Origin of the sequence: Xanthomarina maritima (genome assembly GCF_008084905.1) — a bacterium.
In the GTDB taxonomy this organism is placed as follows: domain Bacteria; phylum Bacteroidota; class Bacteroidia; order Flavobacteriales; family Flavobacteriaceae; genus Xanthomarina; species Xanthomarina maritima.
Window position 1 is genome coordinate 55,795 of record NZ_VSFC01000043.1, and the last position, 14,811, is coordinate 70,605.

At 30.5% G+C, this 14,811-nt stretch carries 18 protein-coding genes; 10 read left to right on the plus strand and 8 right to left on the minus strand.

The genetic code is table 11. The features are described from left to right. Positions 1-3: 3 nt before the first annotated feature. On the minus strand, positions 4-459 hold the full coding sequence (coaD, locus tag FVF61_RS08395; RefSeq protein WP_148455262.1) for a pantetheine-phosphate adenylyltransferase: 456 nt from the start codon (positions 457-459) through the stop codon (positions 4-6). A 56-nt stretch (positions 460-515) separates the two neighbouring features. Continuing rightward, entirely contained in the window at positions 516-1,490 is a 975-nt protein-coding gene (locus FVF61_RS08400) for a D-alanine--D-alanine ligase (RefSeq protein ID WP_148455264.1), read from the minus strand. A 149-nt stretch (positions 1,491-1,639) separates the two neighbouring features. On the opposite strand from FVF61_RS08400, the gene FVF61_RS08405 reads away from it, so the two are divergent. The 6 genes from FVF61_RS08405 to FVF61_RS08430 all read left to right on the plus strand — a co-directional run bounded on the left by FVF61_RS08405 (position 1,640) and on the right by FVF61_RS08430 (position 5,965). Beyond that, complete coding sequence (locus FVF61_RS08405) at positions 1,640-2,203, plus strand: PASTA domain-containing protein (protein ID WP_148455266.1); 564 nt, start codon at positions 1,640-1,642, stop codon at positions 2,201-2,203. 1 nt (position 2,204) lies between these two features. Beyond that, entirely contained in the window at positions 2,205-3,242 is a 1,038-nt protein-coding gene (locus tag FVF61_RS08410; protein WP_148455268.1) for an RluA family pseudouridine synthase, read from the plus strand. Between the two features lie 113 nt (positions 3,243-3,355). Then, positions 3,356-4,264: a hypothetical protein gene (locus tag FVF61_RS08415; RefSeq protein WP_148455270.1), complete on the plus strand. Its 909-nt coding sequence runs from the start codon at positions 3,356-3,358 to the stop codon at positions 4,262-4,264. Positions 4,265-4,286: 22 nt separating this feature from the next. Further along, positions 4,287-4,718 carry a hypothetical protein gene (locus tag FVF61_RS08420; RefSeq protein ID WP_148455272.1) on the plus strand — a complete coding sequence of 144 codons (432 nt, stop codon included), beginning with the start codon at positions 4,287-4,289 and terminating at the stop codon, positions 4,716-4,718. A 193-nt stretch (positions 4,719-4,911) separates the two neighbouring features. Next, positions 4,912-5,670: a peroxide stress protein YaaA gene (yaaA, locus tag FVF61_RS08425; RefSeq protein WP_148455274.1), complete on the plus strand. Its 759-nt coding sequence runs from the start codon at positions 4,912-4,914 to the stop codon at positions 5,668-5,670. Further along, the gene (locus tag FVF61_RS08430; protein ID WP_148455276.1) at positions 5,627-5,965 is read left to right on the plus strand and encodes a hypothetical protein; all 339 of its coding nucleotides are present in this window, start codon (positions 5,627-5,629) and stop codon (positions 5,963-5,965) included. Before yaaA ends, FVF61_RS08430 begins: the two co-directional genes overlap by 44 nt. On the opposite strand, the gene FVF61_RS08435 is transcribed toward FVF61_RS08430, so the two are convergent. Continuing rightward, positions 5,955-6,092, minus strand: coding sequence for a 30S ribosomal protein THX (locus FVF61_RS08435; protein WP_148455363.1), 138 nt, complete (start codon positions 6,090-6,092; stop codon positions 5,955-5,957). The genes FVF61_RS08430 and FVF61_RS08435 overlap by 11 nt on opposite strands. 93 nt (positions 6,093-6,185) lie before the next feature. Here FVF61_RS08435 and FVF61_RS08440 point away from each other — a divergent pair, with 93 nt between their 5' ends. Beyond that, positions 6,186-6,845, plus strand: a complete 660-nt coding sequence (locus FVF61_RS08440; RefSeq protein WP_148455278.1) for a uracil-DNA glycosylase family protein — start codon at positions 6,186-6,188, stop codon at positions 6,843-6,845. On the opposite strand, the gene FVF61_RS08445 is transcribed toward FVF61_RS08440, so the two are convergent. From FVF61_RS08445 to FVF61_RS08455, 3 genes are all read right to left on the minus strand, one after another. Beyond that, the gene (locus FVF61_RS08445) at positions 6,846-8,741 is read right to left on the minus strand and encodes a Xaa-Pro dipeptidyl-peptidase (RefSeq protein ID WP_148455280.1); all 1,896 of its coding nucleotides are present in this window, start codon (positions 8,739-8,741) and stop codon (positions 6,846-6,848) included. It abuts the gene before it with no gap. Positions 8,742-8,843: 102 nt separating this feature from the next. After that, the gene (locus tag FVF61_RS08450) at positions 8,844-9,824 is read right to left on the minus strand and encodes a peptidase associated/transthyretin-like domain-containing protein (protein WP_148455282.1); all 981 of its coding nucleotides are present in this window, start codon (positions 9,822-9,824) and stop codon (positions 8,844-8,846) included. A gap of 125 nt (positions 9,825-9,949) precedes the next feature. Next, complete coding sequence (locus tag FVF61_RS08455; protein ID WP_148455284.1) at positions 9,950-10,294, minus strand: DUF6249 domain-containing protein; 345 nt, start codon at positions 10,292-10,294, stop codon at positions 9,950-9,952. Positions 10,295-10,370: 76 nt separating this feature from the next. Between FVF61_RS08455 and FVF61_RS08460 the strand changes: the two genes are divergently transcribed. Beyond that, entirely contained in the window at positions 10,371-11,024 is a 654-nt protein-coding gene (locus tag FVF61_RS08460; protein WP_317131663.1) for an RNA polymerase sigma factor, read from the plus strand. After that, positions 11,005-11,418 (plus strand): hypothetical protein, encoded by a 414-nt coding sequence (locus FVF61_RS08465; protein ID WP_148455286.1) that lies wholly within the window; start codon positions 11,005-11,007, stop codon positions 11,416-11,418. The genes FVF61_RS08460 and FVF61_RS08465 overlap by 20 nt, the downstream gene beginning before the upstream one ends. A 69-nt stretch (positions 11,419-11,487) precedes the next feature. Here the strand turns inward: FVF61_RS08465 and FVF61_RS08470 are convergent, their stop codons facing one another. Continuing rightward, positions 11,488-12,729, minus strand: coding sequence for a DEAD/DEAH box helicase (locus FVF61_RS08470; protein WP_148455288.1), 1,242 nt, complete (start codon positions 12,727-12,729; stop codon positions 11,488-11,490). A gap of 479 nt (positions 12,730-13,208) precedes the next feature. Here FVF61_RS08470 and FVF61_RS08475 point away from each other — a divergent pair, with 479 nt between their 5' ends. Further along, complete coding sequence (locus FVF61_RS08475; RefSeq protein ID WP_148455290.1) at positions 13,209-14,066, plus strand: YitT family protein; 858 nt, start codon at positions 13,209-13,211, stop codon at positions 14,064-14,066. Between the two features lie 9 nt (positions 14,067-14,075). Here the strand turns inward: FVF61_RS08475 and FVF61_RS08480 are convergent, their stop codons facing one another. After that, complete coding sequence (locus tag FVF61_RS08480; protein ID WP_233586740.1) at positions 14,076-14,762, minus strand: hypothetical protein; 687 nt, start codon at positions 14,760-14,762, stop codon at positions 14,076-14,078. Positions 14,763-14,811 lie beyond the last annotated feature (49 nt).

A 14,811-nucleotide genomic window follows, 5' to 3' on the forward strand; every position in this document is an offset into this window, starting at 1 on the left:
ACATTATTTCACTCTTACACTATCAGGAACCAAAACGGTATAGTCACCTTTGTTTCTAATTACATCGCGAACAATACTAGAACTGATATAAGAAGTGCTAGCAGCAGTTAATAAAAAGATGGTTTCTATTTTAGAAAGCATTCTGTTGGTATGAGCAATTGCTTTTTCAAATTCAAAATCAGCAGGATTTCTTAAACCACGTAAAATAAATTCGGCATCTATTTCCTTGCAAAAATCGATGGTCATCCCTTTGTAAGTAACAATTTTCACTTTAGGTTCATCCTTAAAAGCTTCTTCAATAAATTTTTTACGCTCGTCTAGTGAAAACATGTATTTTTTATCAGCATTGATACCAATAGCAATAACAACTTCATCAAAAAGATGCACACCACGTTTTATAATATCGTAATGACCTAAAGTAAGTGGATCAAAAGATCCTGGAAAAAGTGCTCGTTTCATATTTATTTCCCACGAAAGTGGGAATCTCTTTAATTTATATCAAATATAAACAATAATTATTTTAGGCTTTCCTCAATGGCATTCTCAAACAATTCAGACAAACTAATTCCAGCAGCTGCAGCTTGTTGAGGTAAGATGCTAGCTTTTGTTAAACCTGGAACTGTATTCACTTCCAGTAAATGTGGTTCTCCATCTTTAAAAATATATTCACTTCGGCTAAAACCTGTCATTTTTAAAATCTCATAGACTTTTTTTGCTACATTATTTACTTTTTCTTCTTGTTCTTTCGTTATTCTAGCTGGTGTAATTTCTTTAGATTCACCTAAATACTTGGCTTTATAATCGAAGAAATCGTTATCGCTAACTATTTCAGTTATGGGTAAGACTTTTGTTTCTCCTTTGTATTTAATAACGCCAACAGACACCTCAGTGCCATCTAAAAAAGATTCGATAATAATTTCGTCGTCTTCTTTAAAAGCCACTTCAATAGCGTTTTGCAAGTCTTCAGTTTTATAAACTTTAGTAATGCCAAAACTACTTCCAGCTTTATTGGCTTTCACAAAACAAGGCAATCCCACTTTATTTACAATTGCTTGTTCATATATTTTATCTCCTAAATTCACATAAAAACTTTCTGCAGTTTTTATTCCGTAAGGTTTTAAAACACTCAAGCAATCACGTTTGTTAAAAGTAAGTGCTGCTTGATACATACCACAACTGGTTTGAGGTATATTTAAAAGCTTAAAATAAGCTTGCATGTAGCCATCTTCGCCAGGAGTTCCATGAATGGCGTTAAAAACACAGTCAAATTTAATCTTTGAGTTGTTTATAGTGATGGAAAAATCGTTTCTATCTACAGGGAATTCTTGGTCTTCATCATCGACATAAACCCATTTATTTTTAAAGATATGAATTCTATAAGCTGCATATTTTTCGTTGTTAAGTGTCTGGTAAACAACGTTTCCACTTTTTAATGAGATTTCGTATTCGCTGGAGAAACCTCCCATAATAATGGCAATGTTTTTTTTCATATGTATTTCCCAAGAAAATGGGAATCTCTTTAATTATTAACTAAATTTACAATAAAACCTTTAGTTTATCAGTTAAGCTAAAATATCACAATAAAAGCAAAAGAAAAAACAGTTCTGTTTTTATATCTTTGTTTCACAAATAAATCTAAATGAGCTTTATAAACTTTATAAAAAGTAAAACCTTTTTAAAACAAATAGTATTGGCTGTTGTAGCTATATTTATATTGACCTTTATCATGTTGAAATGGTTGAAAGTATCTACTAATCATGGTGAATTTGAAACAGTTCCAGAACTAAAAGGAAAATCTATTAAAGTTGCAGACATAGAACTAAAAGAAAATAATTTGGTGATGGAAATTTTGGATTCATCCAACTATAATCCAGATTATCCGAAGTTTTCAGTAATAGATCAAGACCCAATTGCTGGCGAAAAAGTAAAAGAAAACCGAAAAATATATTTAACTCTAAATCCTTCTGGTTATAGAAAAGTATTAGTTCCAGACTTAAAGGAACGAACCTTTAGACAAGCAAAACCTACCCTTGAAGCCTTAGGCTTTGAAGTTGGAAAACTAACTTATATAGATAACATTGCAAAAGATATGGTTTTGGATATGAGTTTTCAAGGTGAAAACATTAAACCTGGAGATATGCTTCCAAAAACCTCTAAAATCGATTTGGTTTTAGGAAATGGTACCAGACCAACTTCAGAATAGTATGACAGATTATACGCCAGAACAGGAAGGTGACGATGAATTATATGAACATTACACATTTACTGTTGAAAAAGGCCAGAAACCTTTAAGAATTGATAAATATTTAATGAATTTTATTGAAAACGCGACGCGTAATAAAATTCAAGCTGCAGCTAAAAATGGCAGCATTTATGTAAACGATGTTCCTGTAAAATCTAATTACAAGGTAAAACCTTTTGATGTAATTCGAGTACTTTTAGAGCATCCTCCATATGAAAATTTGCTTACTCCAGAGAACATTCCTTTAAACATTGTTTATGAAGACAACGATTTACTGGTTGTAAATAAAGAGGCTGGCATGGTTGTGCATCCTGGACATGGCAACTATACAGGAACTTTAATAAACGCCTTGATTTATCATTTTGATAATCTGCCAAATAATTCGAGCAATCGTCCTGGATTGGTACATAGAATTGATAAAGACACCAGTGGACTTCTAGTAATCGCTAAAAACGAAGAGACCATGACACATCTAGCCAAACAGTTTTTCGACAAAACAAGTGAGCGTGAATATGTAGCTATTGTTTGGGGAAATATGGAAGAGGACGAAGGCATCATTGAAGGCAATATTGGTCGTCATCCAAAAAACAGATTACAAAATACGGTCTTTTTTGGTGACGATGAGGACAAAGGCAAGCCAGCAGTTACTCATTATAAAGTTATAGAACGATTAGGTTATGTTACTTTGGTGTCTTGTAAGTTAGAAACAGGTAGAACACACCAAATTCGTGTGCACATGAAACATATTGGTCATACCTTGTTTAATGATGAACGTTATGGAGGAGAACGTATTTTAAAAGGAACCACCTTTACCAAATACAAGCAGTTTGTAGATAACTGTTTTAAAGTCTTACCAAGACAAGCGCTTCATGCAAAAACTTTAGGGTTTGTACATCCAAAAACTAAAAAGTTTATGAGTTTCGATACGAAAATACCTGAAGATATGCAGCAATGTATTGAAAAGTGGAGACACTATGTGAAGCATCAGGAAACGGAGTAAGTTTTTATATAATTCAACAATAATTAAACATATAAAAAGTTGAAAAATTTTTAGAAAAGTTGGTTATATATATATATATATATATATATATTGCACTAACTTAAACCTACAAGATGATGAAAAACAACCTTTTTTACTTAGCAATATTCATCTCATTATTAACAAATTTTAGTTGTAGTCATGATGATGACTCAGGCGAACAAGTTGTTGAACCTAGTGACAACTTTTATATTGAAAGTTATCACGGATTTTATGCTCAATACAACACCCATTTGTCTACATTTTTTAATTATAGTAATATAATTTCTTTTGAGTATGATGATTCCAACAGAATCTCAAAAAGACATGGAGATATACTATATACTGGCTCTGGCAGTGGAGGTGGAGGTTATTTGCACGATTCTCTCTATACAGATTTAGTCTATACAAATAATAAAATACATCTTGAAAGAAAAGTTCTTCCATTTATGGGTTATGAAATTCCAGAAAATGAAACCATTATCGAGTTAGATGCTCATAATAGAATGATTAAGAAAATAAGGTTTCAAGAAAATGATTATCCAGAAAGAGATACTACAAACTACACATATAGCAATGGGAAATTAATGTCATTTGTTAAAACCTCAAATAGAGTTTCAACTATTGGAGATTGGTCTGTACGTTATTATCAAGAATCTAATCTGTATTATACCAATGATAATTTAGATAGTATTGTAACCATTTATTCGGGCAAAGAAAGTTCTGTACCATATACGATACTTTCAAAGAAAGAAACCAAGTATTTCAGTGGTTACGATACTGCTGAAAACCCATTTAGAAAACTTCAAATTTTTGAAGAAACATTCAATAGATCCTTATCTAAAAATAATTTCACGGAATATAGAAAAACTTCCAATTCTTACCACTATCCAAATGATGATTATTATCAAACACCAATTTTATACCCAACTCAAGAAGAAGCTTTTCAAAACTGGAGTTTTGCCTATGATGAAGATGGTGAATGGATTTATAATCAATTTTAATTTTTATTAAAACCCAAATCTTATGAAAACCTCTATTAAATTAATTGCATTCATTGCGTTTTTAATTTTAGCCATGTTCCAAACATCATGTAAAAGTGATGATGATAGTGGAGATGAATGCGAGGGTGTTGCTTGCCCAACAGATGCTCCAGGTCTTTATGTTTATATCATTGATGAAAACCAAGATCCAGTTGCTTTAGATGCTTATGAAGTCATTAATATTGCAACTGGAGAAGTTTTAACAACGCTAATTCCACCAGTTATATTTGAGCAATATCAGCAAGCAGGCGAATATCCATTATCTACTGGTCCTTTGGAAATAGGTCAAGAAAGAGATGTTTTATTTAAAGGGTTTATTAATGACATAGAAGTCATTAGCAGTAATTATAGGGTAGGAAGAGGCTGTTGTTATTTAGGTGTAGTTTCTGGAGATGTAAATTTGGTACTTGAATAAAGAAACCACATAAAATAAACACAAAATTACCTAAATTATTAACTTTGCTATAACAGTTTCCATTCGTTAGTTTATAGATTTATATGTAACTTTGAATCTATAATTAGAGACTTTTAATATCTGTAATTTTTCGTCTTTAATTGAAGTTATTTATTAATCTATAATGAGATACCCACTTTCGTGGGTAATAAATATGAAGCTTGTATTATCACCAGCAAAATCACTCGATTTTGAAAGTAAATTACCAACAACAAAAACATCTGAAGCTCAATTTCTTTCAGATTCAGAGCGCATTAATAAAGTGTTAAAAAAGAAATCAGCTAAGAGTTTATCGAAGTTGATGAGTATATCTAAAGATTTGTCAGAATTAAACTATCAACGCAATCAAGACTGGCAATTACCTTTTACAAAAGAGAATGCCAGACCAGCAGTGTATGCCTTTAATGGCGATGTGTATAGAGGCTTGGATGTGTATACTTTAGATACAAAAAACATTGATAAATTACAGGATACCGTAAGGATCCTTTCTGGCTTATACGGCGTTTTAAAACCATTGGATTTAATGCAAGCCTACAGATTGGAAATGGGAACGAAACTTTCAATAGGAAGAAATAAAAACCTCTATGAATTCTGGAAAAAGAAAGTCACCAAAGCTTTAAACGACGAGCTAGAAGATAATGAACTTTTTTTAAATCTGGCAAGTAATGAGTATTTTAAAGCTATTGATGCCAAAGCACTAAAAGTTCCAGTAATAAACATTGATTTTAAAGAACTTAAAAATGGCGACTATAAAACCATTGGCATTTTTGCAAAATTAGCAAGAGGCTTAATGGCACGATATATTCTAGAGACCAATGCCAAAACTTTAGAAGATATCAAAGGTTTTAATTTAGAAAACTACAGATTTCATGAGCAACTCTCCAAAGAAAACAGTTTGGTCTTTACAAGATAATAAACGTACAGAAGAACAACGAGAAGCTTTTAAACCTACAGGTAAAAAACCGAGAAACAAAACGCTTCAATATATTTTAGTTTTTATTTTAGTTCTTTTAGTGATGAGTTTTTTGCTAATTCAAATCTATGAAGAAACTCTAGAAACTTGCATTGTAGATACTTTTTGTATTAACTCTAACGATAACATATTACTTTATACACTCTATGTTTTTGTAAATATGAGTATGGTTATATTAGCGATAGCTGGAGCTTATGTTATTGGTAAAAAATTAGGAAATTACTTTAAGGTTTAGGATTTACTTTTTTATTAACGTTTAATTGATCTTCTAATCTTTGTTTTTTTTTAATTCGTGGTCGTCTAGCACCAAAAGTACCACGATGAATTTTTCCTCTTTTGGTTTTTTTGTCTCCTTTTCCCATAATAATTCCCCACGTAAGTGGGAGTCTCTTTTTAATTAAACTTACTTTTGTGGTTATAAAATACAATTTTTTGACCTTAAAAACAAGAAAGTTTTGTTCAAACACCAGCATCCATACAAACCATTTATTCCAAAAAACACTACAAAATTAATAGTTGGTACGTTGCCTCCTCCAAGATTTACAATTGGTAAGTTAAAACCAGAAGATGTTAATTTTTGTTATGGAAGTAGCGATGGACAATTATGGAAAATTTTAGATGAATTGTTTCAGCTAAACTTAAAGTATGAAACCACAGATGAAGCCATCCATCAACGTAAACAATTTTTAATTGATAGGAATATTGGAATTTGCGATATCGTTGAATCTGCTGAACGTGAGAAGATTGATGCTTCAGATTTAGGCATGCAAAATGTGGTATTTAGAGATTTGATAGGTTACTTAAAAGTTTATCCAAAAGTGGAAACCTTATTATTTACAGGAGGTAACAGTAAAAATGGACCTGAATATTTTTTTAGAAAACATTTAAAAGAATACAATTTAAAACTGGAATTGGTTTCTAAGGAAGTTCCTAGAATTCATCAATTTGAGCTTTTTAATTCAGAACGTATAATCAAAACAGTTTCTTTAACAGCACCTTCAGGAGCAGCTAATAGAGCAGTTGGTAGTATGCCATTATACAAGCAGCTCAAACAAAAAAATCCAGAATTTAATACTCTGGATTTTAGAATGATGCAATATCGTGAGTTTTTCTAATTAGTTTTTAATAGCATTATTTAATGCATTTTCTCCTCCAACAATTGGCAATCTAATAAGCGTGCCATTTAAATCGACAGTCAATTTAGTTCCAGGTTCTGGTAATAAGGTGTATTGATTATCGCTAGAGAATATCATCAAACCAATTTGTTGTCCTTTTGGAATCACTTGATCGTCTGGTTGCATATCAAACGTCATGTTATAAAATCTTCCTGGCTCAAGTGGTTCACTTTCCGTTAGCGATTTATAATTTTGTAAATCTGCCCAACCACGAGTAATAATATTATCAGTTATTTTAGCTTTTTCATCAGCATTCCAAGGCAGTGATACTAACCAAACAGATAGATTAGCTGCTGGTTTACTGCTTGCTATGTTTACTGTAATTTTAGCCAAACCAGAAATATGTAAATCTTCGGTAAGTATAGGAGTAACGTATAATAATCGGTTTTCAGAACTTTCAGCTTGCGCTAATTCATTTCCAGAAATATTATGGTCATCTATTAATGTTTCTTTTACTTCAGCTATTGGTTTTTCTGTAGATAAAGCACCTGTTTTTAATCCTCCAGACTTTAAATGTAATGTTACTAGTGAAGCATCTGGATTTGGATAATCTTTATAAGTCGTAGGACTTTCTGGAGAATCATTCTCTCTAACAATCCAAGCTCTAGCATCGTTTTCAACACCATTATCAATGCCATATAAATAGTGAGTAAACCATCTATTCATCATGACCATTGGAGGAGGTCCGCCATGTCCATTTTGATGATAATAAATTTGAGAAGGAATGCCTTGTTTTTTTGCCTGTTCGTAAATTCTATAACTGTGTTCTGGCATCACGTTCCAGTCGTTAAACCCATGAGACATCAATAAGGCTGCTTTCATAGGTTTCATATCGTTTAAATAATCTCGTCCAGCCCAGAATTCGTTATAATCTCCAGTCAGTCTATCTAAACCATTTTTCATTTCGGTATCTCTAACTGTTTTATTACTAAATTCTCTTTTAGTAATGAGTTTTTTAGAATCATTACCATCTAAAGCTTTAGAATCGTTATTAAGAGTAATATATTCTTCTCCGCCACTATGAATAAAATCGTATAACACATCAATATCTTCTCCTAAATAACCACCTGGAGACCTAACCAAACCATTCGATCTGTAATAATGGTAATAAGATGTATTTGGAGCAATAGGAATAATAGCCTCTAAGCCTTCAACTCCTGTTGTTGCAGCAGCTAAGGGAATGGTTCCATTATAAGATGTTCCAGTCATACCCACTTTTCCAGTAGACCAATAAGCTTTTACTTCTTCATTACTATCTTTTTCAGTGTATCCTTTTGCACGACCACATAACCAGTCTATAACTGCTTTTGGTGCTAAAGATTCGTTATCTGCTCCAACAGTTGGAGAACCATCTGATAATCCAGTTCCTGGTGAAGATGAATGTACTACAATATAACCTCTTGGAACCCATTTTTTGATATGCGAATTAGAAATAATTGGTCTTTGTCCCATTCTTTTTACTTCTGGATGCACACGATCTTTGGCAGCTTCACCTATTTCATGATTGACATTCCAAAACAAGCCATCGACATTTGGTGCAACACCTGCAAAATAAGGACTTGAAACATAAATTACTGGAAGTTTTAGCCCTTCAGATTCTGTTTGTTCTGGTCTAGTTACTGCTACGTGAATTCGGTCTAATTTTCCATCTCCATCTGTATCGAATTCTGTTTCAACAAATAAATCTGTTCTTATCCAAGATTCAGATTCACTAAAAGCTGGAACTATTTGAGCTTCTCCATTTTCAAAAATTGGAACAGCCTTTTCTTGTGAAAATGATACTGTTAAGGTTAGAAAAAATAGGAAATTGAGGAATAAGTTGAAGGTAGTTTTCATAATATATGAATCTCTTTATTTGAATATTTATTTGTTGTTTACTAAGTTCGTTTTTTTTAATTTTAAAAACAAGTTAGATGTAGTTTTAAGCCAGGCTAGGGATTATTCATCTTTATAAACTTTAAATGAAATTCCCATGCCATAATTATTTAATCCAGCAGATAGTAAGCTCGAGTCATTTATATTTTCTTCTTTAAACTGAATCCATTGGTTTTTATTCACAAACACTCGTTTTATAAAAGTATTATTTTCTGGAATTAGATCTGTAAAAGGTAGTAGAGGTCTAAAATTGGTTGGTATTTTTACAACACCATCTCTAGACTTAATTTCCTTGTATTTTTTATTTGGTAATAATTTTCCGGTTTTGTCTGTATAACCTAAAACTTGAATAGAAACAAACAAACCAGTTTTTGGAATATAAACATCGTAAGCAGATACATCTAAATTAAATGCGTCACCATCTTTTTCAGTAACTCTAAATACGATATTCTGAAAAGTTAAAGGTTTGCCAGGAATACCATTGTCATTATTGTAAATATTCACTTTAAATAAAGTTGAAAAAGGCTTTTTTTCAGCATTCGATTTATTTCTTTTATCCCAATCTTTAGATTCTAATGCGATTGGGAAATGTATGTTTGATAGTTTTTTTAGTTTATCGTCTGGATTGTTAAAATAAACTGCAATTTCAGACTCAATAGTAGGAAGCCAACATTTATAATAATCGTCGTCTAAATAAGGCTTTAAAGATTCTACTTTAAATTTTCTGTCAATTTTAGCTCTAATAACAACTTCGTCTAATTGGTCGATATGTGGTTCTAATAGAAGTGTATCTAATAAATTTTCAGTAGCAATACGTATTTCTTTAAACCCTAAAGCAGAAACAAAAAGACTATCAATATCTGGATATATTTTTTTTGTAAAAAGGAATTTGCCTTCATCATCTGCAAAAACACCTTGACCATTTCCAAAAGAAATAGTGGCATAAGATACAGGTTGTTTTGTTTGAGAGTCTAATATTATTGTTTGAGAAAAACAATTAATTGAAATAAATAAAAATATACAAAGGGAAGATATTTTAATCATGCTATTAAAGAATACTAATTTTTTATGAGTCCTAAATATACAGATTCTAAATGTAAAAATTTGAAATAAAAAAAACCTGCTATCAATTAAATAGCAGGTTTAATAAAATGCTAAATTGTAATAAGTTACTCTTTGTCTAAATCTTTTGTCATTTTAAAGCCAAAAAATAAGCCAATACCAGCAGTTAAGAAAATAGTTGCTGGATAGACATCTTCACCTAAACTTGTAAAATTGTATAAAATGGAAGCTACAAATATTCCAAATCCAATCCCTATTAATAATAAAGCCAAATTTAAAATAAGTACTTTCCATATGGGAGCAGTACTTTGCTTTCCTTTCATAAAAATACTGGCATCTGCACCTTTCTCTATAAGTGCTAAACGTTCTTTGTTTCTAGTTGAAAAAAATAAATAAAATACTCCGAAAATTGCTCCAAATATAATTGGAATAATAATTAATTCTGATCCCATAACTGTTTGTTTTTAATTGATTAATTTTAATGTGTTCATAGCTTATGACGACAACTTATTATTTATGGTTACAACTTTGTCTAAATATTTTTATTTTATTTCTGTAACCACAAATACAAATTCATCGTCTAAAACAGAAATGACCATCAAACAAGACCAATATTACATAGATCAAGTATTAGAAGGGAATACAAATGCCTTTACTATATTGGTTGATCAATATAAAGATTTGGTGTTTACTTTAGCTCTACGAATGCTTAAAAATAGGGAAGAAGCTGAAGAAGTATCTCAAGATACGTTTATAAAAGTGTTCAAGTCTTTGCAGAAATTTAAAGGCGATTCAAAATTTTCGACATGGATTTATAAGGTAGCATATAATACGTGTTTAGATAGAATTAAAAGGAATAAAAGACAACAACAAGTTGTAGCAATTGATGAGTATACTGAAAAATATGTCAAGTCGATAGACAATGCACTAAATAACATGGTTGAAGAAGAGCGATTACTAGCCATTCAAGATTGTATAAATTTTTTACCAAATGATGATGGCTTTTTGCTAACCTTGTATTATTTCGAAGAACAATCTTTAGCTGAAATTTCAAATATTGTTGGAATTTCGGCAAATCATGTGAAAGTAAAATTATATAGAAGCAGACAAAAGTTGGCTACAATTTTAAAAGAACGTCTCGAACCTGAAATGATTGAATATTATGAAAGAGAAAAAAAATAATCAATTAGATACATTAATTAAAGATGTTATGAAGCAATCTGCTTTAGAAACACCGTCGTTTAATTTTACTGCAAATGTGATGCAACAAATAGCAGCTGATTCTAAAAACACAGCTACGGTTTATAAGCCATTAATTTCCAAAACTGGTTGGGTTGTAATGTTTATAGGTGTTTTGGCAATAATAGTTTATATTTTATTATCTGGAGATTCACAAAGTAATGGTTGGATTGATTCTATAGATTTTAGTGTGCTTTCAAATATTAAAATTCCTAATTTATTTTCTGGAATACAATTTTCACACACAACCATGTATGCTTTATTGTTTTTTGGTATTATGGTCTGTGTACAAATTCCATTCCTTAAAAACTATTTTAATAAACGGATGAGCTTGTAGAATTAATTTTCAGACAATTTTTTTCATCTTTATTCTAATATCTAACAACGAAGTGGTCTTGACTATTTTTTAATACCAACGCTTTTTTTTCTTTTTAGAAGCGACGCTTTTTCGTCCCTTTTTATGTTTACTTCCTGATTGTTTAGATTTATGAATTTCAGCTTTGGCCTTAGGGTCTAAAGGATAAGGATGTGCTTCTTCAACTGGAATTTGAATCTGAATAAGTTGTTGAATAGTTTGAACATAAGCTTTTTCGTCTGCACCACAAAAAGAATAAGACATACCAGAATTTCCTGCACGACCAGTTCTTCCAATTCTATGAACATAGGTTTCTGGAATGTTTGGTAAATCGAAATTAATAACAGCATCTAATTCGTTAATATCAATACCACGAGCAGCAACATCTGTAGCAATAAGAATGTTTACTTCGTTGTTTTTAAATTTTTTTAAAGCAATTTGTCTATCTGTTTGACTTTTATCACCATGAAGCGTTTCTACCTGATAACCGTTTTTAATTAAAGTTTGCTCTAATTTATCGACACCAAATTTAGTACGTCTAAAAATTAAAATACTTCCTTTAATGTCATTTCGTAATAAGTGTAAACACAATTCAATTTTGTTGCGTTTTGGCACATAATACAAAACTTGACCTACATTATTTGTAACGGAAGACGTAGGTGATACTTCAACACGTTGTGGGAAATTTAAAATAGAATTAGCTAATTGTTCTACCTTAAAAGGCATGGTTGCAGAAAACAATAAGACTTGTTTTTTCTTCGGACATAAACTTTCAATATGTTTAACATCGTCAATAAAACCCATGTCTAGCATTAAATCCGCTTCATCTAAAACTAATATTTCAACTTGATTTAGATTGATAACCTCCTGTTTTTGTAAATCGATTAATCGTCCTGGAGTTGCCACCAAAATATCGACACCTTTAGTTAAAACATCTATTTGAGGTTCAATAGATGTGCCACCAAAAATAACAGTTGTTCTTAAATTAGTATGTCTGCCATAAGCTTTAAAATTGTTCCCAATCTGCAAAGCTAATTCTCGAGTAGGACTTATTATAAGTGCTTTAATGGTTTTTCCACCTCTTGGAGCATCTTGTTTATCAGACAACAATTGTAATATTGGTAGAGCAAAAGCAGCCGTTTTTCCAGTTCCAGTTTGAGCAGAAGTAATGACATCTTTTTTTGATAGTACAAAAGGAATTGTTTTTTGTTGAACTTCAGTTGGGTTAGTATAACCTTGTTCTTCAATGGCTTTTAAAAGTGGATTAATAAGTTGTAAGTCTTTAAATGACATGTGTTCATATTTCCGACAAAGATAGATGAAAAAAAGAGATCCAATTTGTGAAGCATATTTTTTTAGTTATATAAAAACAGAATAATAGTTGGCTTCAGAAAAAAAATGAAAAATTTTAAGAAATATATGATGCGACTTAAAAATTAATTCTAAATTTGTCTCTTCAAAATGAGAAAAAATAACGTACATAGCATTTGTAAGATGAATTGGAAATTTTCCAAAGGCTAGAGCGTATTATATATTTAAAAATTATTAAAAGCGTTCTACTAAAAGTAAGAACGCTTTTTTTTATTAAAAGAGTTTAATAATGAAACAATTTAAGGTAACATCAATTTGTAAGATTAATAAGATTGCATTTATGCCTATACATAAGTGTAAGCAAACATCTATAAATCAAAGAGAATAAAATAATTAAAACAATAAATTTAAAACCCTTTGATTAACATAACAATCAAAGGGTTTTTTTTATAGCATATATCATGAAAAACAAATTAACACTTATATTAAAGAAAGACGTTTTACTTAAAGAACTTAAAAGCTATACTTGGGTTTTTGCTGGTTCTGTACTATTGTCAATAGCTTACGTAGTATTTATTATTCCACATAATATTGTTCCAGGTGGTATTTTGGGATTAAGCATTGTTGTAAATAAACTAACAGGTTTATCTATTGGACTTTTGGCTTTATTAGTCAATATTCCATTGCTTTTATGGGGAACTAAAGTCTTAGGAGTAAAAACAGGAATTAAAACTGCTTTTTCTATGGTTTTGGTTTCGTTTTATATTGATGTGTTTACAGCTTTACTAAAAAATAAAATTTATGTAGAAGATGTATTAGTATCATCAGTATTTGGAGGTGTTATTATAGGTTTATCAGTGTCTATTGTTATGAGTGCTGGTGCAACTACAGGAGGAAACGATATATTAGTTAGAATTTTAGCAACAAAAATTAAGCTACCATACAATCAATTAATTTTGATTATAGACGGAATTGTTATCTTTTTAGGGATTTTGGTTTTTGAAGATTTTACAATGGCTGCCTATAGTATTATAGCCATTATCGCAATTAGTAAAACCATAGAATATTACATAAAAAAATCGCTTAAAAGCTTGACTTTATTAGTGTTTTCATCTGAAAATTTATTAATACAAGAAACTATTTTAGAAAACAAAAAGATTACAGGAAGCATCTTAAAATTAATACATTATGATGCAAATGGGAAACTTATATTAATTACTAAAAACACTAAAAAGTTAAAGATGGTTCGAGAAATGATCTATAAAATAGATTCTAAAGCTACTATTTCAGTTTTAGAATCTAATAACGAAATGAATTAGCTTAAATTTTTATCTTTCAATCTTAAAAATATCCAGATGAATATCATCCAACCCAATATTATCAAAAGGGTATTCTAAATGGTTTTGAATGTTATAAAGTGAAATTAAAATAAATTCAGTTAATAGAATAATAAGAAAAGAAACCCATGGAGCTGATCCTTCACCAATATTATGAATCACAGTTGGAGCATAAACTACAGGGAACACATAGATGAAAAGTTCGCAATAAGCTTTTAGACTTATGGGTGTTCTGTGCATGTGTATGGCGTGAAGATTCTCAACACATTCATGAACATCTTTCATAAAACGGAACAACTTATCTCTAAGGCTTCTTGATAGAAATTCATCTTTTTCTAAGATAAATAGATATACTTTATTAATAGTTTCATCCAGATCTTTAGTTGATTCCGAATTGCTATGTAAATGTTCAAGGACTTTATTATTTATCTCAATAACAATAGCTTTTATTTCAGCTTTATTTTCATCTGTTAAGTTATTACTACTCAGAAAAAAGTATTTAAGGGTTTTTAAAGCACTTCTAAATTCACTTAAATGTTCTAAGGCTTTTTCTCTTCTTCTAAAAGAACCACGTATGGTAAAAACTAATGGAAATATTATGGCAATACTTAATAAGGTTAAATCTACATTAAATGTAAATTGATATCTGTATGCTAAATAGGTTATAGTAGCAGACAAAATTAGAGCAATACCTGTTCTGTAATTTATTATGGATAAATATTGTTTG

Excerpts from the sequence above, each read along its gene's own strand:
- FVF61_RS08465 (WP_148455286.1), top strand. The coding sequence starts at position 11,005 with ATGAAAGAGAAAAAAAATAATCAATTAGATACATTAATTAAAGATGTT.
- FVF61_RS08445 (WP_148455280.1), bottom strand. The coding sequence starts at position 8,741 with ATGAAAACTACCTTCAACTTATTCCTCAATTTCCTATTTTTTCTAACC.
- FVF61_RS08415 (WP_148455270.1), top strand. The coding sequence starts at position 3,356 with ATGATGAAAAACAACCTTTTTTACTTAGCAATATTCATCTCATTATTA.
- FVF61_RS08470 (WP_148455288.1), bottom strand. The coding sequence starts at position 12,729 with ATGTCATTTAAAGACTTACAACTTATTAATCCACTTTTAAAAGCCATT.
- FVF61_RS08475 (WP_148455290.1), top strand. The coding sequence starts at position 13,209 with ATGAAAAACAAATTAACACTTATATTAAAGAAAGACGTTTTACTTAAA.
- FVF61_RS08450 (WP_148455282.1), bottom strand. The coding sequence starts at position 9,824 with ATGATTAAAATATCTTCCCTTTGTATATTTTTATTTATTTCAATTAAT.
- FVF61_RS08435 (WP_148455363.1), bottom strand. The coding sequence starts at position 6,092 with ATGGGAAAAGGAGACAAAAAAACCAAAAGAGGAAAAATTCATCGTGGT.
- coaD (WP_148455262.1), bottom strand. The coding sequence starts at position 459 with ATGAAACGAGCACTTTTTCCAGGATCTTTTGATCCACTTACTTTAGGT.
- FVF61_RS08410 (WP_148455268.1), top strand. The coding sequence starts at position 2,205 with ATGACAGATTATACGCCAGAACAGGAAGGTGACGATGAATTATATGAA.
- FVF61_RS08430 (WP_148455276.1), top strand. The coding sequence starts at position 5,627 with ATGAGCAACTCTCCAAAGAAAACAGTTTGGTCTTTACAAGATAATAAA.
- FVF61_RS08405 (WP_148455266.1), top strand. The coding sequence starts at position 1,640 with ATGAGCTTTATAAACTTTATAAAAAGTAAAACCTTTTTAAAACAAATA.
- FVF61_RS08400 (WP_148455264.1), bottom strand. The coding sequence starts at position 1,490 with ATGAAAAAAAACATTGCCATTATTATGGGAGGTTTCTCCAGCGAATAC.
- FVF61_RS08455 (WP_148455284.1), bottom strand. The coding sequence starts at position 10,294 with ATGGGATCAGAATTAATTATTATTCCAATTATATTTGGAGCAATTTTC.
- yaaA (WP_148455274.1), top strand. The coding sequence starts at position 4,912 with ATGAAGCTTGTATTATCACCAGCAAAATCACTCGATTTTGAAAGTAAA.
- FVF61_RS08420 (WP_148455272.1), top strand. The coding sequence starts at position 4,287 with ATGAAAACCTCTATTAAATTAATTGCATTCATTGCGTTTTTAATTTTA.